Annotated in this window: 11 protein-coding genes; 5 read left to right on the forward strand and 6 right to left on the reverse strand. The window is 70.5% G+C overall.

Translation table 11 applies throughout. The features are described from left to right. Nucleotides 1–9 precede the first annotated feature (9 nt). The 3 genes from IG98_RS0141415 to IG98_RS0141425 all read left to right on the forward strand — a co-directional run bounded on the left by IG98_RS0141415 (nucleotide 10) and on the right by IG98_RS0141425 (nucleotide 12,133). Complete coding sequence (locus IG98_RS0141415) at nucleotides 10–8,817, forward strand: non-ribosomal peptide synthetase (RefSeq protein ID WP_245651928.1); 8,808 nt, start codon at nucleotides 10–12, stop codon at nucleotides 8,815–8,817. 297 nt (nucleotides 8,818–9,114) lie between these two features. Continuing rightward, entirely contained in the window at nucleotides 9,115–10,833 is a 1,719-nt protein-coding gene (locus IG98_RS0141420) for an IS1634 family transposase (RefSeq protein ID WP_030925548.1), read from the forward strand. Nucleotides 10,834–11,167: 334 nt separating this feature from the next. After that, nucleotides 11,168–12,133 (forward strand): alpha/beta hydrolase, encoded by a 966-nt coding sequence (locus IG98_RS0141425; RefSeq protein ID WP_030925551.1) that lies wholly within the window; start codon nucleotides 11,168–11,170, stop codon nucleotides 12,131–12,133. A gap of 295 nt (nucleotides 12,134–12,428) precedes the next feature. Here the strand turns inward: IG98_RS0141425 and IG98_RS0141430 are convergent, their stop codons facing one another. The 6 genes from IG98_RS0141430 to IG98_RS0141455 all read right to left on the reverse strand — a co-directional run bounded on the left by IG98_RS0141430 (nucleotide 12,429) and on the right by IG98_RS0141455 (nucleotide 19,994). Next, nucleotides 12,429–13,397, reverse strand: a complete 969-nt coding sequence (locus IG98_RS0141430; RefSeq protein ID WP_030925554.1) for a TauD/TfdA family dioxygenase — start codon at nucleotides 13,395–13,397, stop codon at nucleotides 12,429–12,431. 41 nt (nucleotides 13,398–13,438) lie between these two features. Further along, nucleotides 13,439–15,226 carry an amino acid adenylation domain-containing protein gene (locus tag IG98_RS0141435; protein ID WP_030925556.1) on the reverse strand — a complete coding sequence of 596 codons (1,788 nt, stop codon included), beginning with the start codon at nucleotides 15,224–15,226 and terminating at the stop codon, nucleotides 13,439–13,441. 6 nt (nucleotides 15,227–15,232) lie between these two features. Further along, complete coding sequence (locus IG98_RS0141440; protein WP_051753601.1) at nucleotides 15,233–16,027, reverse strand: hypothetical protein; 795 nt, start codon at nucleotides 16,025–16,027, stop codon at nucleotides 15,233–15,235. A gap of 75 nt (nucleotides 16,028–16,102) precedes the next feature. Further along, on the reverse strand, nucleotides 16,103–17,845 hold the full coding sequence (locus tag IG98_RS0141445; protein ID WP_051753603.1) for an acyl-CoA dehydrogenase family protein: 1,743 nt from the start codon (nucleotides 17,843–17,845) through the stop codon (nucleotides 16,103–16,105). Beyond that, the gene (locus tag IG98_RS47845; protein WP_051753605.1) at nucleotides 17,842–18,147 is read right to left on the reverse strand and encodes an acyl carrier protein; all 306 of its coding nucleotides are present in this window, start codon (nucleotides 18,145–18,147) and stop codon (nucleotides 17,842–17,844) included. Before IG98_RS47845 ends, IG98_RS0141445 begins: the two co-directional genes overlap by 4 nt. Nucleotides 18,148–18,164: 17 nt before the next feature. Continuing rightward, the gene (locus tag IG98_RS0141455) at nucleotides 18,165–19,994 is read right to left on the reverse strand and encodes a fatty acyl-AMP ligase (RefSeq protein ID WP_051753608.1); all 1,830 of its coding nucleotides are present in this window, start codon (nucleotides 19,992–19,994) and stop codon (nucleotides 18,165–18,167) included. Between the two features lie 561 nt (nucleotides 19,995–20,555). Here IG98_RS0141455 and IG98_RS0141460 point away from each other — a divergent pair. Further along, nucleotides 20,556–24,473 (forward strand): non-ribosomal peptide synthetase, encoded by a 3,918-nt coding sequence (locus IG98_RS0141460; protein WP_084196033.1) that lies wholly within the window; start codon nucleotides 20,556–20,558, stop codon nucleotides 24,471–24,473. Next, nucleotides 24,427–24,642: condensation domain-containing protein (locus IG98_RS51550; protein WP_245651930.1), on the forward strand; the 216-nt coding region annotated here is incomplete at its 3' end. The genes IG98_RS0141460 and IG98_RS51550, both read left to right, overlap by 47 nt.

A 24,642-nucleotide genomic window follows, 5' to 3' on the forward strand; every position in this document is an offset into this window, starting at 1 on the left:
CAGGCCGCGGTGATCGCCCGGGAGGACGTTCCCGGGGACGTGCGCCTGGTCGGCTACATCGTGCCTTCGGAGACCGCGGACACGGACAGCGGACTGCCGGAGTCGGTGCTCGCCTTCACCTCCGCACGGCTGCCGGACTACATGGTCCCGGCGGCGCTGGTCGTTCTCGACGCGCTTCCGCTGGCGGCCAACGGGAAGGTGGACCGTAAGGTTCTGCCCGCGCCCGAGTACGCCGCGGGTTCGGGCCGGGGGCCGGTGACGCTGCGGGAAGAGCTCCTGTGTGCGGCGTTCGCCCAGGTGCTCGGTGTGAACGACGTCGGGGTGGATGACGACTTCTTCGCGCTGGGCGGGCATTCGCTGCTGGCTGCGCGGTTGGTGAGCCGGGTGCGGTCCGTGCTGGGGGCCGAGGTGCCGCTGCGGATGCTGTTCGAGGAGCCGACGGTGGCCCGGCTCGCCGCCCGGCTCGCCGACGCCGATCCGGCCCGCCTGGCGCTGAAAGCGAGGGTACGCCCCAAGCGGCTGCCGCTGTCCTTCGCGCAGCGACGGCTCTGGTTCATCGCCCAGCTAGAGGGGCCGAACGCGACGTACAACGTGCCGGTGGCGTTGCGGTTGGAGGGCCGGGTCGACGACGAGGCGCTGAACGCGGCCCTGCGGGATGTGATCGGCCGGCACGAGGTGCTGCGCACGGTGTTCGCGGTGACCGACGGCGAGCCGTATCAGCGGATCGTCGAGATTGACGAACTCGCCTGGGATTTGCGGGTGGCCGAGGTGGCGCCGGACGAGTTGGAGGCCGCGGTCGCCGAAGCGGCCGGATACGCGTTCGACCTGTCGTCGGAGGTGCCGATCCGGGCCTGGCTCTTCTCGGCCGGTCCGGATGAGCAGGTCCTGGTGGTGACGGTACATCACATCGCGAGTGACGGCGGGTCCATGGAGCCGCTGGCCAGAGACCTCACGGTGGCGTACGCGGCGCGGTGCGAGGGCCGGGCTCCGGCATGGGAGCCGTTGCCGGTGCAGTACGCCGACTACGCGCTCTGGCAGCGGGAACTTCTGGGAGACGAGAGCGATCCGGCCGGTCTCCTTTCGGAGCAGGTGGCGTTCTGGCGTGAGGCGTTGGCGGATGTGTCAGAGGAGCTGACGCTGCCGTATGACCGCCCGCGTCCGGAGGTGGCCTCATATCGCGGGCACCGGGTCGAGGTGGAGACGTCGGCGGAGGTGCACGCGCGGCTGCTGGAGGTGGCGCGGGCCGAGGGCGTGACCACCTTCATGGTGCTGCGGGCCGCGCTGGCGGTGCTGCTGTCGCGCCTGGGCGCGGGCACCGACATCCCGATCGGCACGGACGTGGCCGGTCGCACCGACGAGGCACTGGACGACCTGGTCGGCTTCTTCGTCAACACCCTCGTGCTGCGTACGGATCTCTCCGGTGATCCGACGTTCCGCGAGCTGCTGGGGCGGGTACGGGAGACGACGCTTTCGGCCTTCGCCCACCAGGAGGTGCCGTTCGAGCGCCTCGTGGAGGAGCTCGCACCGGCTCGTTCGCTGGCGCGCCATCCGCTCTTCCAGGTGGTCCTCACCTTCCAGAGCGGAGCCGAAGCGCCCCTGGACCTCGCCGGGATACAGGCCGGCGCGCGGCCGAGCGGACTGTCGACGGCGAAGTTCGACCTGGATGTGACCGTCGAGGCGACGTTCGACGCGCAGGGCACACCCGCGGGCCTGCGTTGTTCGGTAGGCGGCGCGGCGGACCTGTTCGACGCGGAGTCGGTTGAACGGCTCGCGGGCCGTCTCGTACGGGTTCTTGAGCTGTTGTCCGCTGAGCCGCGGACCCGGCTGGGCGCGGTGGACGTCCTCGATGAGGACGAGCGGCGCCGGGTGCTGCTGGAGTGGAGCGGCCCGGCGGCGCGGGCGGACGACCTCTACGGCCAGGTCCTCGGCCCGCTGGGGCATGACGCCCGCCTGTACGTGCTGGACGAGTGGCTGGCGCCGGTACCGGTGAACGTGGTCGGCGAGGTGTACGTGGCCGGTGTGGGAGCGGAGGGCCGGCCGCCGGCATTGCTGGAGCGGTTCGTGGCGGATCCGTTCGCCGGGGACGGGGCGTGCCTGTACCGAACGGGTGATCGGGCGCGGTGGACCGGGGACGGCCGGCTGGTACCGGTCGCCGAGGAGCCGTCCCCCCGAGACGCCGACGTGACCGTGGTGGGCCGGGGTCCCTCCACCCTCCAGGAGGAGCTGCTGTGCGCCGCGTTCGCGCAGATCCTGGGCCTGGAGCGGGTCGAGGTCGACGACGACTTCTTCGCCCTGGGCGGGCACTCCCTGCAGGCGATCAAACTGCTCAGCTGGGTGCGGTCGCTGCTCGGGGTGGAGGTGCCGCTGCGGGCGCTGTTCGACGCGCCGACCGTGGCGGGGCTGGCGGCCCGCCTGGCCGGTTCCGACACGGCGCGCCTGGCACTGACGGCCGGGGCACGTCCCGAACGGCTTCCGCTCTCCTTCGCCCAGCGCCGGATGTGGTTTCTCAGCCAGCTGGAGGGGCCGAGCGCGACGTACAACATCCCGATCGCCCTGCGCCTGTCGGGCGAGGTGGACGGGGCCGCGCTGAACGCCGCGTTGCGGGACGTGATCGGCCGGCACGAGGTGCTGCGCACGGTGTACCTCCTGGCGGACGGCGAGCCCTACCAGCGGATCCTTGGAATCGACGAGCTGGACTGGGAACTGCGGGTGTCCGAGGTGGCGCCCGCCGGGCTGGAGGCCGCGGTCACCGAGGCACTGGGGTACACCTTCGACTTCTCGTCGGAGGTGCCGGTCCGGGCGTGGCTGTTCGAGGTCGGCCCGGCGGAGCACGCGCTGGTGATGGTGCTGCACCACATCGCGAGCGACGGCTGGTCCACGACGCCGCTGGCGGCGGACGTCTCGGCCGCGTACGCGGCGCGCCGTGCCGGGCGGGCTCCGGTGTGGGAGCCGCTGCCGGTGCAGTACGCCGACTACGCGCTCTGGCAGCGCGAACTGCTCGGCGACGAGGGCGATCCGGAAAGCGTGATCTCCCGCCAGGTCGCCCACTGGCGTGAGGCGCTGGCGGACGCGCCTGAGGAGCTGGCGCTGCCCTTCGACCGCCCGCGTCCGGCGGTGGCCTCCCATCGCGGGCACAAGGAGCCGCTGGAGATCTCCGCGGAGGTGCACGCGCGCCTCGTGGAGACGGCGCGGGCCGAGGGCGTGACGGTTTTCATGATGCTGCAGGCCGCCTTGGCGGTGCTGCTGTCGCGCCTCGGCGCGGGCACCGACATCCCGATCGGGTCGCCGAACGCCGGGCGCACCGACGAAGCGGTGAACGACTTGGTCGGCTCCTTCGTCAACACCCTGGTCCTGCGTACGGATCTCTCCGGTGACCCGACGTTCCGCGAGGTGCTCGCACGGGTGCGGGAGACCAGCCTGTCGGCGTTCGCGCACCAGGACGTGCCGTTCGAGCGGCTGGTGGAGGAGCTGTCCCCGAGCCGGTCGATGGCCCGCCACGCGCTGTTCCAGGTGATGCTGACGCTTCAGAACAACGCCGAGGCGGTCCTTGACCTGCCGGGCCTCCAGGCCGAGGGGATGTCCGCCGGCGCGACGGTGTCGAAGTTCGACCTCGAGGTCGTCGTGGGTGAGGAGTTCGACTCGGCGGGTGCGCCGGCGGGCGTGCGCGGTTCGGTGACCGGCGCCACGGACCTGCTGGAACCCGGCAGCGTCGCACGGTTCGCGGCCCGCCTCGCGTGGGTCCTCGAACAGCTGGCCGGAGATCCGCGGCTACGTCTCGGCGCGGTGGACATCCTCACCGAGGGTGAGCGCCGCCGCGTGCTGATCGAGTGGAACGACACGGCGGCCGAGGTGGCGCCGAGGACGGTGCCGGAGCTGTTCGAGGCTCAGGTGGAGCGCGCACCGGATGCGGTGGCGGTGGTCGCCGACGGCGCAGAGGTGTCGTACGCGGAGCTGGACGCGCGGGCGAACCGGCTGGCACGGTTGCTGATCGACCGGGGGGTCGGCCCCGAGTCGGTGGTCGCGGTGGCGTTGGAGCGCGGCGTCGAGCTGGTGGTGGCTCTGCTGGGGGTGTCGAAGGCGGGGGGCGTGTACCTGCCGCTGGACGCGGACCATCCGGCGGAGCGCGTCGCGTACATGCTGGCGGACGCGGGTGCGGTGTCCGTGGTGACGGCCATGGCGTGGGACGGGGTGCTGCCGGAGGGCGTGGCGCGGGTCGTGCTGGACGACCCGGCGACCGTCCGGGCGCTGGGGGCCGGGGACGGCGGTGCGCTGGAGGAGAGCGAGCGCGGAGCCGCGCTGTCGCCGGCGTCCGCGGCGTATGTGATCTACACGTCAGGGTCGACGGGACGGCCCAAGGGCGTGCTGGTCTCGCACGCGGGCGTGGCGAGCATGGTGGCCGGTCACGAGCGGTATCTGGAGGTGGGCCCCGGGGCCCGGGTGGGACAGTTCGCTTCGGCGGGCTTCGACACGTTCGGCTGGGAATGGCTGATGGCGCTGGTGTCGGGCGCCACGCTCGTGGTGATCCCGCGCCGGCGGCGCCTCGGGGACGTGTTGCCCGCGTTCCTCGCCGAGGAGAGAGTGTCGCATGTGACGTTGCCGCCGGCGGTGCTGGCGACGCTGGAGGAGGGGGCCATCGCCCCGGAGACCGTGTTGGTGGTGGCCGGCGAGGCGTGCCCGGCGGAGGTGATGCGGCGGTGGGCGCGGGGCCGGCGGATGTTCAACTCGTACGGGCCGACGGAGACCACGGTCGATGCCACTCTGTGGCGGTGTGCCCCGGCCGCGCGGGAGGTGGCGATCGGCCGGCCGGTGGTCAACACCCGGGTGTTCGTGCTGGACACGGCGTTGAGCCCGGTGCCGGTGGGCACGGTGGGAGAGCTCTATGTCGCGGGTGTGGGACTGGCGCGCGGCTATGTGGGCCGGCCTGACCTGACGGCGGAGCGGTTCGTGGCGAACCCGTTCGCCGGGGACGGTTCACGGTTGTACCGGACCGGGGACCGCGCCCGGTGGACGGCCGATGGGCAGCTGGTGTTCGCGGGGCGTTCGGACGACCAGGTGAAGATCCGCGGATACCGGATCGAGCCGGGGGAGATCCAGGCGGTGGTGACCGCGCATCCGGGAGTGGCCCAGGCCGCGGTGGTCGTGCGCGAGGACGTCCCGGGGGACAAGCGCCTGATCGCGTACGTGCTTCCCGCCGGTGGCGCGGACGGGCTGCCCGCACTGGTGAGGGAGTTCGTGGCCGAGCACGTGCCGGAGTACATGGTGCCCTCGGTCGTGATGGTCCTCGACGAGCTGCCCCTGACGGTGAACGGGAAGGTGGATCGCGAGAGGTTGCCCGCCCCGGAGACTCCCACCGCCGAGACCGCGCGCCGCGGTCCGGCCGACGTGCGAGAAGAGCTCCTGTGCGCCGCGTTCGCGGACGTCCTCGGCCTGGAGACCGTGGGAGTGGACGACGACTTCTTCGCCCTCGGCGGGCATTCGCTGCTCGCGGTCCGGCTCGCCAGCCGGGTGCGGACGGTGCTCGGAGTGGACTTCGACATACGGGTGTTGTTCGACGAGCCGACGGTGGCGGGCCTCGGCGCCCGCCTGGCCGGCTCCGGTCCGGCCCGCACGCCGTTGACGGCGCGGGAACGCCCGGAGCGGATACCGCTGTCCTACGCCCAGCAGCGCCTCTGGTTCATCGGGCAGCTGGACGGCCCCAGCCCCGCCTACAACATTCCGGTGGCCCTGCGGCTGTCGGGCCGGGTGGACCAGGCCGCTCTCGACATGGCGATGCGGGACGTGATCGGCCGGCACGAGGTGCTGCGCACGGTGTTCGTGACGGAGAACGGTGAGCCGTACCAGCGCATCCTGGAACTCGACGATCTGGCGTGGCGGCTGTCGGTGAGAGAGGTGGCACCGTCGGAGCTCGACGACGTGATCGCGGAGGCGAACGCCTGCACCTTCGACCTCTCGGCCGAGGTGCCGATCCGGGCGTGGCTGTTCAGGACCGCCCCGGAAGAGCAGGTGCTGGTGGTGGTGCTCCATCACATCGCCAGCGACGGCTGGTCGGACGGGCCGCTGTCGCGGGACTTCTCCCTCGCCTACGCGGCACGGTGCGAGGGGCGGGCCCCGGCATGGGAGCCGCTGCCGGTGCAGTACGCCGACTACGCGCTGTGGCAGCGCGAGCTGCTCGGCGACGAGGCCGACCCGGACAGTGTGATCTCGCGGCAGGTGGCGTACTGGCGGGAGGCGCTGGCGGGAGTGCCAGAGGCGCTGGATCTGCCGTCCGACCGCCCGCGTCCGGCGGTGGCCTCCCATCGTGGGGACATCGTGCCGCTGGAGATCTCGGCGAAGGTGCACGCGCGCCTCGTGGAGACGGCGCGGGCCGAGGGCGTGACGATGTTCATGGCACTGCAGGCCGCGCTGGCCGTGCTGCTGTCCCGCCTCGGTGCGGGCACCGACATCCCGATCGGCGCGGGGAACGCTGGCCGGACCGACGAGGCGCTGGACGATCTGGTCGGCTTCTTCGTGAACACGCTGGTCGTGCGTACGGACCTGTCGGGGGATCCGACGTTCCGCGAGGTGCTCGCGCAGGTGCGCGAGACGACCCTGTCGGCGTTCGCGCACCAGGAGGTGCCGTTCGAGAAGCTGGTGGAGGCGATCAATCCGGCTCGCTCGCTCGCCCGCCACCCGCTGTTCCAGGTGAACCTGACCCTGCAGAACCAGGAGGGCGCCGACGCCCTGGACCTGGCCGGGCTGCGCATCGAGGCGGCAGCGGTCGACGTCGTGGCCGCCAAGCTGGATCTCGCGGTCAGCATGGGCGAGCGGCGGGACGCCTCCGGCGCGCCCGCGGGCATCACCGGTGGCGTCATCTACGCCTCGGACGTCTTCGAGCGCGACACCGTCGTGTCCCTGACGGAGCGTCTGGGGCGGCTGCTGGAGTCGGTCACCGGGGATCCGGGACGGCGGATCAGCACGGTGGACGTGTTGACGGCCGGGGAACGGGAGCAGCTGCTCCAGGAGTGGAACGACTCGTTCCGGCCGCTGCCGGTCGCGGGCCTCGCGGAGCTGTTCGAGGAGCGGGTACGGGTGGCTCCGGGCGCGGTGGCGGTGGAGTTCGGCGAGCTGTCGCTGTCCTACGAGGAGTTGAACGCGCGGGCGAACCGGCTGGCGCGGCACCTGATCGGTCTCGGAGTGGGGCCGGAACGGCTCGTGGCGGTGGCACTGCCGCGCTCGATCATGTCCCTGGTGGCGATGCTGGCGGTGGCGAAGGCCGGCGGGGCGTATCTGCCGGTGGATCCGGAGTATCCGGTGGAGCGGATCGGCTACGTGCTGGACGACGCGGCTCCGGTGTGCGTGCTGACGGACGCGGCGACGTCCGAAGTGCTGCCGGCGTCGGTGCTGGAGATCCTTGTGGACAGGCTGGGACTGGACGGCGACGTCGGCGGTGACGGTGGCGGTGACGTGTCGGACGCGGAGCGCAGGACGCCGCTGTCACCGGCCTCACCGGCGTACGTGACCTACACGTCCGGCTCCACCGGCCGTCCCAAGGGGGTCGTCGTCACCCACTCCGGTATCGGCTCGCTCGCCCACGGCCAGATCGAACGCTTCGGCGTCCTCCCCGACAGCCGGATACTGCAGTTCGCCTCCCCGAGCTTCGACGCCATGGTGTCCGAGGTGTGCATGGCGTTGCTGTCGGGGGCGCGGCTCGTGATGGCCCCGGTGGAGGAACTGATGCCGGGCGAGGCGCTGACCGGGGTGTTGCGGCGGCACAAGGTGACACACGCGACGCTGCCGCCGGCGGCGCTGGCGGTGCTGCCCGAGGATGGTCTGCCGGCCGGGATGACGCTGGTGGTGGCGGGTGAGGCCTGCCCGCCGGCGCTGGCCGGGAGGTGGTCCGTGGGCCGCCGCATGATCAACGCGTACGGGCCCACCGAGACCACCGTGTGCGCCACCATGAGCCGGCCACTCGGGGGCGAGGGCGTGCCGCCCATCGGCACCCCCATTTCCAACGCGCGGGTGTACGTGCTGGACGACCGTCTGCGGCCGCTGCCGACCGGCCTGCCCGGTGAGCTCTACGTGTCAGGGGTGGGGCTGGCACGCGGGTACCTGGGGCGTGCCGGGCAGACCGCAGAACGTTTCGTGGCCTGCCCGTTCGTACCGGGCGCGCGCATGTACCGGACGGGCGACCTGGCCCGCTGGACCGGGGACGGCCAGCTGGTGTTCGTCGGCAGGGCGGACGAACAGATCAAGCTGCGAGGGTTCCGGATCGAGCCGGGCGAGGTGCAGTCCGCCGTGCTCGCGCACCCGCAGGTCGGCCAGGCGGCGGTGGTGGCGCGGGAGGACACGCCGGGTGACCTCCGCCTGGTGGCCTATGTGGTGCCCGCCGGGGCCGCCGTGCCCGCCGAGGGGCTGCCCGCGCTGGTGCGGAAGTTCGTGGCCGGGCGATTGCCGGAGTACATGGTGCCCTCGGCGGTCGTGGTCCTTGACGCCCTGCCGCTGTCCGTGAACGGGAAGCTGGACCGCGAGGCGCTGCCGGCCCTCGACTTCGAGGGAATGGCGGGTGCGGGCCGGGGCCCGTCCGGTGAGCGGGAGGAACTCCTCTGCGCCCTCTTCGCCGAGGTCCTCGGCCTGGAGAGGGTGGGCGTCGACGACCACTTCTTCGAGCTGGGCGGGCACTCGCTGCTGGCGACCGTGCTGATAGCGCAGGTCAATGCCGCCCTCGGGGTCGACGTGCCGGTCCGGGCGCTGTTCGACGCCCCGACGGTCGCGGGGTTCGCCCAGAAGATAGGGAGCGGGCAGTCCACCAGGCCGGTCCTGCGGCCGATGCGCGGTTAAAGGGGTCGCCGGTGACGCCCCGGTCACCGAGGAACTCCTGCTCGACCATTTGCGATGCGCGGCTGGAGAGGCCGCCCGGTGACCCCGCCCCGGTGGGCTCGGAGTCACCGGGCGGCCCGACGTGTGCGAGGAACGTGAAACCCGCGTTCCGCGTAATTCAGGGTTCCTAGAAGGTCGGTACGGCCTGAACGTGCTGGTCAGCGGCCTGGGGCAGGGTCGGCGGCTGGATTCGCCTAGAGACGCGATTTTGACGATGCGGCTGTGTTGAGCTGGGCTGGGAATCTATGCTCTAGAGCCATTTACGTGAAGACGACGAAGCGGGAGAACAAGTCCGGGACAGTCCGGTACCTGCATCTGGCCCATAACGAGTGGGATCCGGTGAAGGGCCGTGCGGTCCCGAAAGTGTTGTTCACGTTCGGTCGCGAGGACGACCTCGATCGCGAGGCGGTCCGGCGACTGGTCGCGTCTCTATCACGGCTGCTGGAGCCGGGCGAGGCCCTGGCCGCGACGGCCGCCTCGGACCTGGAGTTCACCTCCTCGGTGCCGTTCGGCGGCACCTACGTTCTCGACCATCTATGGCGGCGGCTGAAGGTCGATCAGATCGTCGGCCGAGTCGGGCAGCCCAAGCGAGGCCGCCGCCGGAACATGACCACCACCGAGCGGGTGCTGTTCGGCCTGGTCGCGAACCGGGCGCTGGCACCGTCCTCCAAGCTGGCCGCCGCGGACTGGATCACCCATGACGTCCACATCGACGCTCTGCCCGGCACCGATGACGATGCGTGCTACCGGGCGATGGACTGGCTGCACGAGGCGAAAGACGATCTGGAGAAGCAGGTGTTCGACGAGGTCGCGAACCTGCTGAACCTCGACGTCGACCTGCTCTTCTTCGACACCACCAGCACCTACTTCGAGCTCGAGCAGCCCGATGAGCCCGTCGCTCGCGACGAGCACGGCGACCGCATGCTCGACAGCGAGGCCGGCAACGGGCAGGAGGACAACGCGGCGGGATTCCGGACCTACGGCAAGTCGAAAGACTCCCGCGACAATCTTCCACAGATCGTGATCGGGATGGCCGTCACGCGGGACGGGATCCCGGTCCGCTGCTGGTGCTGGCCCGGCAACGCCTCCGACCAGCGCTTGATCCGCCAGGTCAAGGACGATATGCGGGACTGGACCCTGTCGAAGATCGTGTGGGTGACCGACCGGGGCTTCTCCTCCGCGGAAAATCGCCGCTACCTGCGGCAAGGCGACCACTCCTACATCATCGGAGAGAAGTTGCGCTCCGACTCGGCCGAGGTGAAGGCCGCCCTGTCACGGCAGGGCCGCTACACCGAGATCACCGGCAACATGCGGATCAAGGAAATACGCATCAGCGACACCGACCGGTTCGTCATCTGCCACAACCCCGAAGCGGCCGAACGCGATGCGCACATGCGTGCCCAGCTCGTCGCCCAGCTCACCGACCTGATCGACGGATCCGATGCGTTGAGTGAGTTCAAGCGCGGCGAGCTGCGCGAGAAGATCGCCGCCAAGCCCGGCCTGAACCGCTATCTGCGGGCGACACCGGCCGGCAAGCTCCGCATCGACACCGCGAGGGTCAAGGCCGAGGAGAACCTGGACGGCAAGTATCTGCTGCGCTGCAGCGACCCTCACCTGAGCGCTGAGGACATCGCCCTGGGCTACAAGCAGTTACTGGAGGTCGAACGAGGCTGGCGAGACATGAAACAGATCATCGACCTGCGGCCGGTCTATCACCGGCTCGAAGAACGCATCCGCGCCCATGTCGTCCTCTGCTGGCTGGCACTGTTGCTCATCCGGATCATCGAGACCGCCACCGGCAGCACCTGGCCCACCTGCCGCCGCGAGCTCGACCGGCTCCACCTGGGCGCCTTCACCGGCCCCGCAGGCTTGTTCCGGCAGGTCACCGCCTTGACCAAGCCCCAACAGGACCTGCTGGCCAAGCTCGCCGTCCCTGCTCCCAAGCAGGTCATCGACTTGCGACCCTCAGCCCGCTGACCAGCCCGAACACCACCGCCTAGAGAAACGCCCTCCAGGCGGCCACACTCATGTCAGCCCAGCTCACACCCCACATTCGGACCTCCAGGCCGCTGAATTACACGGAACGCGGGTGAAAGCCGTGCCCGGACATCGGGCCAGCGTCGTCCGGGCGCCGGGTGACGCCCGCTTCGGCGGAGACGGCGCCGGTGCGAACCGCGTGTTCGCGGCGCGGCGGGGACTCCTCGCCCGGGCGTCAAACTATGGATGTACATCCGCGGCCCTACGGGCGCCGCGCCAAGTGCCCCCGGGGGGGTGATGTGCCGCCGGTGCCTGCTGCGGGACCGTTGATCTCATGGTGAAAACCAACGGATCCCGGCTGTGCCGCACTTTGCTCACCGCGCTTCTCGCCGTTTCCGTGGTGGCACCGGTGACAGGTGCGGCGCGCTCCGCGGCCGTCACGGCCCCCGTTCCCGCGCCCCTCGCCCCGTTGCGGACGGTGACCCCCGCGGCCCTGGCCGAACGGTACGTCGCCAGCCGGGATGAGATCTGGGCGGCCGAGCGGATGGCCGTGGATCACGGTGATCGGTGGCGGGCCGCGATGCTGCGCGCGATGGCGGACCCCACGCGCCAGTTCCTGTCCTTCGACGGCCGCGAGGGCGGTCGCGCCGTCGAGGTGTTCGGTGATCTGACGACGGCCGAGCGGATCGCCGTGCTGGTTCCCGGCTCCGACACCAACCTCGACAAATACGGGCTCGTGAGAGGCGGCTCGCTGAGGCTGTCACAGGAGCTCGGCGACCGGTCCGCCGTCATCGCCTGGCTCGGATACTCCACCCCCAGCACCGTGAGCCTCGATGCGCTGACCCTCGACCGCGCCGACAGGGCCGCCCCCGACCTGCGCGCGTTCATACGGGAGCTGGGTGCGGTCAAGCCGGGCGTCCGCGTCTCCCTCCTGTGTCACTCCTACGGAAGCACGATCTGCGGCCTGGCCGCTCCAGGGCTGGATGTCGCCGACATCATCATGTACGGCAGCCCCGGCGCCGCCGTCGGCAACGTCGCCGCGCTGCGCACCCGGGCCACCGTCTGGGCCGGCAGGGGGGACAGCGACTGGATCGCCCACGTGCCGCACGCGCGGCTCCGCCTTCCCTTCGCCACCATCGGGCTCGGTGCCGACCCGGTCTCCCCGGAGTTCGGCGCCCGGCTCTTTGCGGCGGGCGGCGGCGGCCACAGCGACTACCTGAGAGCTGGTTTCCCCTCGCTTTCGAACATCGCCCGGATCGTCTCCGGACAGGCCCTCGGCCAGGCGGGACACGGTACGTGATCCCCTCCGGCGCGTCGGTATGGCGGCGCCTCCCGGCCGTGCCGCCGGCGACGCCCCGCGCGCCTTCGTCATCTGGCCGCCGGCGTTCGCGCCGGCGGCGCTGACGCGTTCCACGCCGTGGAGCGGGCACGGCCCGAGGGCACGGCCGTGCCAGGGGCGCGCCGAGCGGCCACCGCCGCTGACCGCCGCCTTCCCGGCGCTCACCCCTCTCGCGATCCTGCCACGGGACGGACACGAAAAATGCCTGTGGACCGGAGGAAACGCCGGTCCACAGGCATCGGGGCGGGTGCGGAGGTCAGGCCATGGAGACCAGTATCCGGCGGTCACCGGTGAACGCCTCACGGCCATGTGCCATCAGCATGTTGTTGATCATAAGGATGCTCCCGGTGCGCCAGGGCATCGCCAGGGAGACCTTCTCGTAGGCGGTGCCGACCACGGCGAGATCATCCTCCTCGATCGTCGAGCCGTCCCCGAGGTAGGCGTTCCGGGGGAGATCCTCCTCGTCGTACAGCGCCAGAGCCTCCCGGATCTCCTCGTCGAGCGCGCTGACGTGGAACAGGTTGGCCTGGTTGAACCAGACCTCCGCGCCTGTCGACGGCTCCCTTCGCCAGGCCGGCTGCCAGTGACGGGTCCGGAGCCCGCCGTCCGTCCAGGTGAACCGCTGGCCGTGATCGCGGCAGTACTGTTCGACACGCTCCCGGGAGTCGGTCTGGAAGGCCTCCTGCCAGCTCAGCCCCAGGCCTTCACGGAATGTCCTGGTGTAGAGGACTCCCCGGGCGAAGCGGTTCTGCACCTCCGGCCCGAGCGACTGGAGCACGGCCCTGCTGTCGGCGATGGGGGTGGCCCCGCCCGACTTGGGTGCGGTGTGGCAGAGAAAGAACAGGGTGCTCGGCCATTGGTCGGAGTAGGAGTTCTCGTTGTGCATCGGGATCGCCTGGTCCGGCGGATACTCGGTCGAGGTGTAGATGTTCGCCCCGACCTCGGTCCGGGGGGTCGAGCGCTCGTTGTAGGCCAGCGGTTCTCCGCCGATCGTCCGTACGACCGCCGAGAACAGTTCCAGATCGACCGGCAGATCCGTGAGCAGCACCGCCCCGTACGTGCGAAGACATTGCTGGATCCGCTTGCGATGCTCGACCGTCCACAGGCGGTGGTCATCGACGTCCGGGCCGACCGGGTAGACGACTGCGGCCGTGTATCCGTTGTCCTCAAGGTGCCCGGTGACTGATCCGAGCCTGGAGAACTCGGTTGGAAGCGTTGTGGTCATGTCCTCTTCCGTCGGTTTCTCTGTAGGCGGGCCGTGGCCGCTCATTGGGTTTCGAGGCTGTCGGCGTCACGTCGCGCGAGCATCCGCCGGATGGTACGTCCCTTCAGGACGGTCTCCAGGGTGAGCCCGACCCCTTCCCGGCGTGCCCTGGTGACCAGCCTCGCCGCCGCGATACTGGAGCCGCCGAGCTGGAAGAAGTCGTCGTCGACGCTCACGGTCGGTACGCTGGTGAGGTCGGCGACCATGCGGCAGAGGAGTCGCTCCTCCGCGGTCCCGGCCACAGGGGCGTCGCCGCCGTCTCGCGGCCGGGGCCCGGGAAGCGCGTCGCGGTCGACCTTGCCGTTGGCGGTCAGCGGCAGGGCGGGCAGCGACACGAGGTCGACGGGCACCATGTGCTCGGGAAGCCGGGACGCCGCGAACCGTCGCAGCTCACGCGGGTCCAGCGGGCCGCCCCCGCCGGCGGGGACCACGTAGGCCGTGAGCCTCTTCGACTCCGCGCCCGTGCCGCGAACGGTGACGAAGGCCTGCGCCACCAGGTCGTGGTCCACGAGGACGGCCTGGATCTCTCCGGGTTCGACCCTGAACCCGTTGATCTTGATCTGGTCGTCGGCGCGACCGAGGAATTCCAGGCTGCCGTCGGCCCGCTTCCGGACGAGATCCCCGGTCCGGTACATCCGTCCTCCGCGCGGGCCGAACGGGTCGGCCACGAAGGCCGTCGCGGTCGCACCCGGCCGGCCGAGGTATCCGCGGGCGAGCTGGGGGCCGGTGATGTGGAGCTCACCGGTCCTCCCAGCCGGTACGGGCTTCAGCCACTCGTCGAGGACGTAGAGGCCGGTCCCCGTGGTGGGCCGCCCTATCGGGACGTGCGGGCCGTCGACCACGTCCCCCGGCCGCGCCTGGTACACGCAACAGCCGACGGTCGCCTCGGTGGGCCCGTACTCGTTGACGATGGTCACCGTGCCGTGCTCGGCCCACCACGGCCGCAACTGGGCGGTCGCCAGGGCCTCACCACCGATGACCAGATGGCCGGTGGGGGAGCACCAGTCCGGCAACGCCCTCAGCAGGGCGAGATGAGACGGGGTGACCTTCAGGAAACTGGGACTGCCGGCGCCCGCAGCCGGTACCGGGTTCGCGCCGATCGCGCGGAGATCGACGATGTCGACGGTCCCCCCTGTGAGCAGGGGGCCGTACAGCGAGGTGACCGCCATGTCGAACGAGACCGACGAGTGGAACAGCGCCCGCCCCGCGACGCTGGGGTAGCTCGCGACGACGTACCGGAGATAGGAGCTCAGGGCGCCGTGCTCGACGACGACACCTTTGGGACGGCCGGTGGATCCCGATGTGTAGATCACATAAGCGGCGTCCGAAGGCGTGAGGGACGAGGGGAGCACGGCGGTCCCGGTCTCCCGGGCGAGGTCGTGATCCGCTGCCCGCCCGGACCCGCCGTTCACGAGGTGAACGAGGCCGGGATCCAGCCATGGCATGCGACTCGCCTGGCGGACCGAGGTGATGACCATCGAGGGCTGGGCGTCCTCCAGCAGGAGGGCGACGCGATCGGCCGGATCGGCGGGGCTGACCGGGACATAGGCCGCCCCCGAGCGGAGGACCGCCAGGAACGCCACCACGAGGTCCACCGACCGGTCGAGCACGACCGCGACCAGGTGCCCGCGGCTGATCCCGCGTTCGTTCAGCGACCGGGCGAGTCGCGCCGAACGGCTGTCCAGCTCCGCATAACCCATTTCCCGGTCACCGTCACGAACCGCTGTCGCGTCAGGAGACCTCGACGCCTGCGCTCTGAACATGTCGGGCGTGAAGATCGGCTCCTGCATGGACTCTCACGCCTCCGATTCGATGAGACGGAACGCGGTACGTGCCACCCCGGGGTCTCCCAGCAGGTGCTCCCGCCCGACCTCCGAGCGAATGTGCGTTCTGGTGAACGCCGGTTCCCCCGGATGTTCGCGGGAGAGCACCGCCGCGGCCTCGGCCCACTCGGGACGGTACTCCACCTGGTGCGCCGCACGCAGATAGGAGGCGTACGAGCGGAAGACCCCCAGCAGTTCCTCACCGACGTCCAGATCGATTCCGGCCCTTGAGAACGTGACCCTGCTCGCCTGACCATAAAGATCCAGCACCACCTCACACGCGTCGTCGAACGACGCGAAGGGCGCGTCCAGCCGTATTCTCGCCTTCTCCAGGAAAGCCGACCGCTCCTCGGACGTCAGCAGGGCCATGCTCCGGATCGTTCCGTCGAAATCCCTGTTGAGCGTGGTCGCGTTGGGTTTTCCCGGATTGAACAGCACGACTCTGGGCCGGAAGGCCTGCCGCCGCTCGATCTCGTCGGCCAGGGCGGAGGCGAAAAGAGAACCGGCGCAGTATCCGAGAACGGCGCCGACCCGAACGGAGGCGCCGAGTGAATCGCCTGCCCACCAGGCCAGGTACTCGTCCGGTGAAAGGCTCTCGTCATAGCCTTTGGGAGGTTGCGCGCTCAGCCACACCGTGAGGGGGCCGGGAAACAACTGCACCAGATCGTAGAACGTGGCCTCTCTGCGGCCGGTGGCGTCGAAATCGACGGCGAGTACTACGGGCCGTGTCAGCCCGTTATCACTGACTGTGCTCCATTGTTGGTTCAACGAAATTTCCGATCCGCCCCAGGGGCTCGTGTGATGGCACGGTGCGCATGAAGACAGTCGGCGGACAGGGCTCGTTCATCTCCGGCCGGCCGCCACAGGGTCAGGCGTACCGCCCAAGGTGAACGGCGCCAGCGAGAACAGCCGGTTCTCCGTCAGAGACCGCACGAGCTCCCGCTCCACCACGGCGGCGTGTGGGGAGTCGCCGTGCGGCGAGGCGGAGTCAAGCCTGCCGATGAGCCGGCGCAGGCAGAGCAGCAGCCACTCGGCGCCGGTGGAGAACGTCCGCGGACCCTGCCTGTTGGCCAGCCAGGTGTGCACGCAGCACGCCGCGGCGTGCAACAGGCAATGGCGGCGGGCGAGTTCGAACCCGCGTACACCGGAATGGAGGTTCCCCTCCTCGGCGAGGACGCGGTGGACGTCCGCCCAATGTCCGCGCCACAGCGCGTCGAGGCTGTCCAGGGCATCGGTCAGCTCGGGGTCGGAGGCGGCGCACAGCTTGGTGACCGTCGCCACGGCCTCCTCCCAGGTCTGAGTGATCTCGTCGAGTCCGTCGTTGGTCAGCCGCAGCCGTGATGTGCGGGGGTTCCAGGCCGGTGCCGGGCCGGACCTGGTGAAGAGCTCCGTCATCGACACCGCGTCCGTGTCCCGGAGCCCGCCGCGCCGCAGAGAGGGCAACTGGCTCGCCACCACGTGCAGGTTCACATGGGTCGTGCCCTCGAAGACGCTCACGATGGCGTGATCGCGCATCAGCTTCTGGAACACGCCGTCCGCGACGCCGTCCCGGATGAAATGCCGCGCGCCGAGCACGGCGCTCATGCTGGAAATGATCTCTTCGGTCAGGACGGGCACCGCGTACTTGGCGATCGCGGACCACAGGCTGAGCCGCTCGGGCGCGATCGAGACGGCGCGGGCGGTCGGCAGCGCGACACACTCGGCGATCAGGATGTCCGCGTACGCCGAGATGAGCTGATCACGGATCACCGGAATCGCGAACACGCTCCTGCCGTACAGCCGCCGCTCGCGGGCGTGGCTCAGCGCGACCCGGAGCGCGGTGTCCGCCGCGCCCAGGGAGAGCGAGGTGATGAGCGTCCGGGTGATCTGCAGGGTCTTCAGTACTTCCTCGAGCCCCACCCCCTGCCTGCCCACGAGCGACCGGCCGGGGAACGGGCAGGCGTCGAAGGTGAACCCGGAGAGGTCACCACCGCGCAGGCCCATGGTCGGCACCTTGGGTTCGTTGTGCCATCGGTCCGCCGCGGAGTTCTCCTTGTCGAGCAACAGCATCGAGAATCCGCGTGGCCCCGCTCCCGTCCTGGCGAACAGGGTCGCGAAACGACCTCGGGTGGCGTTGCCGATCGGCCACTTGGTGCCCGAGACCAGATAGCCCTCCCCGGACGGCTCGGCGACGACCTCCGAGGCGAGCAGATCGCTTCCGCGATCGCGCTCGGACAGCCCGAAGGAGCCGAACCCGCCGGCCCCGATCAGCTCCGCCACCCTGGCGCGCTGATCGTCGTCGCCCCGGCTCCACACCGGCAGGGCGCCGAGCAAGGTGGCTCCGTACCCCACCGTGAGGGCGAGATCGCGCCTGGCCAGGACACGCCAGAGAGCCAGAAGCTCCTCGACCGAACGGAGCCGCCCGCCCACCTCCTCCGGGACGAGGAAGTCCGGGAAACCCCACTGCCGCAGCGCGTCCACGGCGGGCTGGGCCAGTTCCTCGCGCTCGTCGGCCAGGACCTGGGTACGGAACGAGATCCGTGAGGTGTGATCGCGCGGGTCACCGAGGAACCGTTCGAGATCGCACGCCGCCTGCTGGGCGCTCATGCCGATCCCGTCGCGGGTGGTTCCTCGGCGCCGATCTCCTTGGCGATCATCTCGATCGTCGGGTGGCTCCACGGCAGGTTGTCCGGCAGCGGGACGCCCAGCCATTCCTCCATGCCGACGACCAGCTCGATGGCATGCACCGAGTCGACGCCGAAGGAGGCGATCGGGGCGGACACGTCCACTTGGTCAACCGGCCGGTGCGTCATCCTGGCGACCTGCTGGGCGAGGAAGAGCTGGATCTGCTCGACCGTCGGCCGGTCGCCGTCGGTCCTGTCGCCCGGGCCCGAGTCTTGCGCTTTCACAGGAGTGTCTCCCTCAGTCAGACATTGGCCTGTGCGAGCGAGTGCTCAGGTGTGGCGGCTCCACCTGAGTCGCTGCTCTCCTTGCTGTCCTTCCGATCTGTTCGAAACGTCCGCCTGACACGCTCGTCGAGTTCCTCGAAGATCGGCGCCAGGAGCGCGTTCTCGAAGAGCCGGCGCGTCGCGACCCGCTGCACCTTGCCGCTGGTGCTGCGGAGCACGGCGCCCGGCTTGACGAACACGATGTTGCCGACGGCGACCTCGGCGCTCGCGGACAGATCGGCCATGATGCCGCGCGCCAGATCCCGCAGCGCGCTCGTGTCCGGGTCGTGCCATCGGATCTCCTGAACGAGCACGATGCTCTCGGCGCCCCCCTCGACGGTGACGGTGAACGCCGCACCGATCCTGTCCGCACAAGCGGGATGCTGTTCCCTCGCCGCGCGCTCGATGTCCTGGGGGTAGATGTTGCGGCCGTTGAGGATCATGACTTCCTTGATCCGGCCGGTGACGTACAGCTCACCCTCGTGGCAGACGCCCAGGTCACCCGTGCGCAGGAACGGGCCGGTGCCATCCGCGGTGTGCGCGCGGAAGGCCCGCTCGGTCTCCTCCTCCTGCTGCCAGTAGCCAACGGCGACACTCGGCCCGCGCAGCCAGATCTCGCCGATCTCGCCCTCGGAGAGCTCCCGCGACGAGTGCGGATCGACGATCCGCAGATCGAATCCGTCGTGGATCGGCCCGCTGCTGACGACGAGCCGCGGGGCCGCGGACCGCTGGGGCGGCGTGAACCGGTTCTGCTCGAACAGCTTGCCGTCCACCTGGTTCACGACGGCGGCGGCGGAGGGCGAACTGCCGGTGACGAAGAGGGTGGCCTCGGCCATGCCGTAACTCGGGCAGATCGCTTCCGGCCGCAGTCCGGCCGGAGCGAAGTGCGAGATGAAGTTCTCCACGGTGGAGTTGTGCACCGGCTCGGCGCCGTTGATCGCCATACGCCAATGGGAGAGATCCAGCGCGTTCACCTGTTCGGGTGACACCCGCCGCGCACACAGGTCGTAGGCGAAGTTGGGCGCCGGGCTGAACACGACGTCGTACTTGTCGATCATCTCCAGCCACAGCTCGGGCCTGCGGAGAAAGGCCAGGGGGGTGATGATGAAGGTCGAGCCGCCGAGCAGCAGCGGCAGCAGCAGTGTCGCCATGAGACCCATGTCGTGATAGGGCGGCAGCCAGCCGCCGACCCGAGCGCCCTTGGGGAGTTCGTAACCCCGCTCGATCAGCCGAAGGTTGTGCATCAGGTTGGCGTGGCTGACCATCACGCCGCGCGGGTCGCTGGTCGACCCGGAGGTGTACTGCAGGAACGCGAGCCCGTCCGGGTCGACCGCCGGCGGCCTCCAGCCGGAGCCGCCCTCGCGGGCCGCGCGCTCGGCCGACAGGCAGGTCACCTCCCACGCGGCGCCGGCGGCCCAGTCGCGCACCTCGTCGAGGTTGCCCTCGTCGGTGAGCACCGCGGTCGCGCCGGACGAGGTCATGATGCCGTTCACCCGGGCCTGCTGCCCCTTGTTGCCGGACGGCAGAGGGACGGGCACCGGTATGAGGCCCGCGTACAGGGCACCCACGAAGGACGTCACGAAATCGGGGCCGGTCGGACAGGCGATGAGCACCCGGTCCCCGGGCTCGTGGGAATTCAGCAGTGCCGCCGCGATTCTCGCGGCGGTGGCGTCGAGCTCGCCATATCGAAGCTGCTGGTTTATCCCTAAACCGGACGTGCCGGCGGTGAGAAACGAATAGGCCGTGTCGTCCGGGCGATGCCGTATGTGTGCCCGAATCACGTCGATGATGGAGCCAGGTCGGAGCATGACGTCCTGTTCCTTCAGATGTATGGGTCGGATCAGGTGTATGGGCCGAATTCTGTGACGGTGACTCGCAAGTGCACTCCAGCAGGCGTGAGCCTGTTAACAGCCCCCTAATGGACGGGTCGACGGCGAGAGGACCCCTGTCATTGCGGGATCATCTCTCATCAGTGCCGCACGTGACCAACCCTGACACCGGTGCCGTTCAACTGCCGCCATAGCTCAGTTGAACGGCTCGGCACACGGAACAAATGCGAACATTGATCGCCCATGAGGCCCTGGGACATAGTGATCCGGGGTGACGCAGCGACATGGCACGTGGAGTGCGAGGACCGGTCTCCGAAGCGCCCGGAGTGAAGTGGCGTCGGTGACATCGAACGTCGACGCGACCAATACGCCGGCGATCAGGACCGGGGGCCGACCGGTACGAAAGGACGGACGGCCGCCGTACCGCGTCCGCTCGTCCCGGCCGGCCGCGCCGACCTCCTGAGCCGGAGGACAGGCGGCAGGTGCTCAACCGTCAGCTCAGGTCGATGTTGCGTCGGGGACGTAACCAGGAGGGTCCTGATGATTCCTTTGTCATTCGCGCAGCGTCGGTTGTGGTTCCTCGCGCAGCTCGATGGTCCGAGCGCGGTCTACAACATGCCGGTGACCCTGCGGGTGTCCGGAAAGGTGGACCGCGAGGCACTGGGAACGGCCCTGCGGGATGTCCTGGGACGTCACGAGGTGCTGCGCACCACGTTCGCGGTGACCGGCGGCGAGCCGTGTCAGCGCATCCTCGATGTCGCCGACCTGGATTGGGAACTCCAGGTGGTGGACCTGCCCTCCCCCGCGACGGCGGCGGACCTGGCCGGTCCGGTCGCCGAAGTCGCCGGATACGAGTTCGACCTGGCGTCGGAGCCGCCGATCCGGGCCTGGCTCTTCTCCACAGGGGTGGACGAGCACGCCCTGGCCGTCGTGGTGCACCACATCGCGAGTGACGGCTGGTCGATGGGACCGCTGGCGCGGGACGTCTCGCTGGCGTACGAGGCGCGGTGCGCGGGCCGGGCTCCGGAGTGGGAGCCGCTGCCGGTGCAGTACGCCGACTACGCGCTGTGGCAGCGAGACCTGCTCGGCGACGAGGGCGACCCGGAAAGCGTGGTGGCGCGCCAGGTCACCTACTGGCGCGGGGCGCTGGCGGGCGCGCCGGCGGAGCTGGAGCTGCCGTTCGACCATCCGCGCCCGGCGGTGGCCTCCCACCGGGGGCACAGCGTGCCGTTCGCCGTTCCTGCCCGGGTCCACGCGCGGCTGACGGAGCTGGCACGCGACGAGGGTGTCACCACCTTCATGGTGCTGCAGGCCGCGATGGCCATGCTGCTGTCCCGGCTCGGGGCCGGCCTCGACATTCCGGTCGGCACGGCTGTCGCCGGACGCACGGATGTGGCGCTGAAAGACCTTGTCGGCTTCTTTGTCAACACCCTCGTGCTGCGCACCGATCTGTCGGGTGATCCGACCTTCCGCGACGTGCTGGCGCGGGTCCGGGAGACGGCCCTCTCGGCGCTGGAACACCAGGACGTGCCGTTCGAGAAGCTGGTGGAGGAGCTCACCCCGGCTCGTTCACTGGCGCGGCACCCGCTGTTCCAGGTGATGCTCACGGTGGACAACATCGCGCAGAAGGCGGTCGACCTGCCGGGGGCACGGGTCGCGGAGATGTCGACGGGCGGCGCGGCCGGGGCGTCGGCGGCCAAGTTCGACCTGGAGCTCTTCGCCGGAGAGGCGTTCGACGCGGACGGCGCGCCGGCGGGCCTGCGGGGTGAGCTGCTCGCCGCGGCGGACCTGTTCGAGGCGGAGTCGGTCGAGCGGATCGCGGAACGTCTGGCGGGCGTGCTGGACGCGATGGCCACCGCGCCCGACGCGCCGCTGAGCAAGGTCGACGTGCTGGGCGCCGAGGAACGTCACCGTGTGCTCACCGAGTGGAACGACACGGCGGCCGAGATTCCGGCGCCGTTGGTGCCGGAACTGTTCGCGGCGCACGCGGCGCGGACGCCGGACGCCGTGGCGGTGAGATACGAGGGCGTCGAGGTGTCGTACGCGGAACTGGACGCGCGGGCGAACCGGCTGGCGCATCACCTGGCGGGCCGGGGAGTGGGCACGGAGTCGGTGGTGGCGGTGTGTCTGCCGCGCGGGGTCGAAATGATCACGGCGATCCTGGCGGCCTGGAAGGCCGGTGCGGCCTACGTTCCAATCGATCCGGAGCATCCGGCCGAGCGGATCGCGTTCGTGCTGGCGGACAGCGGCGCACGGATCGTTCTCGGCGGCCTGGACGCGGCGAGCGGTCTGACGAGCGCCGTGGCCGACGGTGCCGAGGTGGTGTGGCTGGACGATCCCGGGCTGGACGCGGCGCTGGGCGACCTTCCGGTCACGGCGCCGGAGGTGCCGGCGGCTGCCGCCGGCCTGGCGTACGTGATCTATACCTCGGGTTCGACGGGCCGGCCGAAGGGCGTGGCGGTCGAACACGGGTCGCTGGCGAATCTGGTCTCGGTGTTCGAGCCGTTGATGGGCGTCGCCCCGGGTACGGCGGTGCTGCAGTTCGCCTCGTTCGGCTTCGACGCGTCCGTGCTGGACGTGGCGGTGACGCTGGCCTGCGGAGGCGCGCTCGTGGTGGCCGGCACGGCGGAGCGGGCGGAGCCCAGGCTGCTGCGGGCGCTGGTCGAGTCGGCCGGAGTGCGCTCGGCGAGCGTGGTGCCATCGCTGCTGGCGGTGCTGGCCCCGGAGGATCTGGCCGGTGTCGGCGCGATGGTCGTGGGTTCCGAGGCGATGGACCCGGAGCTGGCGCGTGCCTGGGCGCGGGGCCGGCGGCTGGTCCACGCCTACGGGCCGACCGAGGCCACTGTGATCACGGCTGTCGCACAGGTGGACCCGGACCGGAAAGGGGCGCTGCCGTTCGGCCGGCCGGTCGCCAACACCCGGATGTTCGTGCTGGACGGTTCGCTCGGCCCGGTCGCACCGGGAGTGACGGGCGAGCTCTACATCTCGGGCGCGCAGGTGGCCCGCGGCTACGTGGGCCGTGCGGGAGTGACGGCGGAACGATTCGTGGCGTGCCCGTTCGAGCCGGGTGCCCGCATGTACCGGACCGGGGATCTGGCGCGCTGGACGTCGGACGGCCAGCTGGTGTTCGCGGGTCGTACGGACGAGCAGGTGAAGGTTCGGGGTTTCCGGATCGAGCCGGGCGAGGTGCGGAGCGCGGTGGCCGCCCATCCGCTGGTGGCACAGGCGGCCGTGGTCGCGCGGGAGGACGTTCCCGGGGACGTGCGCCTGGTCGCCTACGTCGTACCCGCCGAGGGTGAACACACCGCAGGAGAACTGCCGGCGTCGGTGCGCGGCTTCGTGGCGGAGCGGCTGCCGGCGTACATGGTGCCGTCGGCGGTGGTGATGGTGGACGCGCTGCCGCTGACCCCAAACGGGAAACTGGACCGCAAGGCGCTGCCGGCCCCGAACTACGCCGGCGGTGCGGGCCGGGGCCCGGCCAATGTACGGGAAGAGGTCCTGTGCGCGGCCTTCGCCGAGGTGTTGGGCGTGGAGAGCGTGGGGGTGGACGACGACTTCTTCGTGCTGGGTGGGCATTCGTTGCTGGCGGTGTCGCTGGTGGAGCGGTTGCGGGTGCGTGGGGTGTCGGTGTCGGTCCGAGCGCTGTTCGAGGTGCCGACTCCGGCCGGGCTCGCCCTCGCGGTGGGCGAGGGATCGGTGGTGGTGCCGGCGAATCTGATCCCGGCCGGTGCCAGGGAGATCACGCCGGAGATGTTGCCGCTGGTGGAGCTCTCGCAGGCCGAGATCGAGCGGGTGGTCGCCACGGTCGACGGCGGCGCGGCGAACGTGGCGGACGTGTATCCGCTGGCGCCGTTGCAGGAGGGCCTGCTGTTCCACCACCTGCTCGCCCATGAGGGACAGGATGCCTACACGCTGCCCATGGTGCTGGAGTTCGACTCCCGGGATCGGCTTGACGCCTTCACGGTGGCGTTGCGGCAGGTGGTGGACCGGCACGACATCCTGCGGACCGCCATCGTGTGGGAGGGGCTGCGCGAACCCGTGCAGGTGGTGTGGCGGCGTGCGCCGCTGCCGGTCGAGGAGGTGACGCTGGACCCCGCGGAACCGAACCCGGTCGAGCGGCTGCTCGCCGCCGGCGGCCGGTCGATGGATCTGAACCGGGCTCCGCTGATCAGGCTGCACGCGGCGGCCGAGCCCGGCACCGGCCGGTGGCTGCTGCTGCTGGGAATGCACCACATAATCCAGGACCACACGACCAAGGACGTCCTCCTCGCGGAGGTGCGTGCTTTCGTCTCCGGGAACGTCGAGGATCTGGCCGAGCCGTTGCCGTTCCGGGACTTCGTGGCGCAGGCGCGTGCGGGGTTGGACGATCCGGGAGGTCGCGCGGCGGTTGCAGACCAGCCCGGCGACGGTGATGCACGTGGTGTGGGCGCGGGTGCTGGCGGCGGTCAGCGGCCGTGAGGATGTGGTGTTCGGGACGGTGCTGTTCGGCCGGATGAACGCCGGCGCGGGGGCGGACCGGGTTCCGGGCCCGTTCATGAACATGTTGCCGGTGCGGGCGCTGGTCGGCCGGTCCGGTGTGCTGGCGGCGGTGTCGGCGATGCGTGGCCGGCTGGCGGGGTTGCTGGAG

The sequence above is a fragment of the Streptosporangium amethystogenes genome (genome assembly GCF_000721075.1).
GTDB lineage: Bacteria > Actinomycetota > Actinomycetes > Streptosporangiales > Streptosporangiaceae > Streptosporangium > Streptosporangium amethystogenes.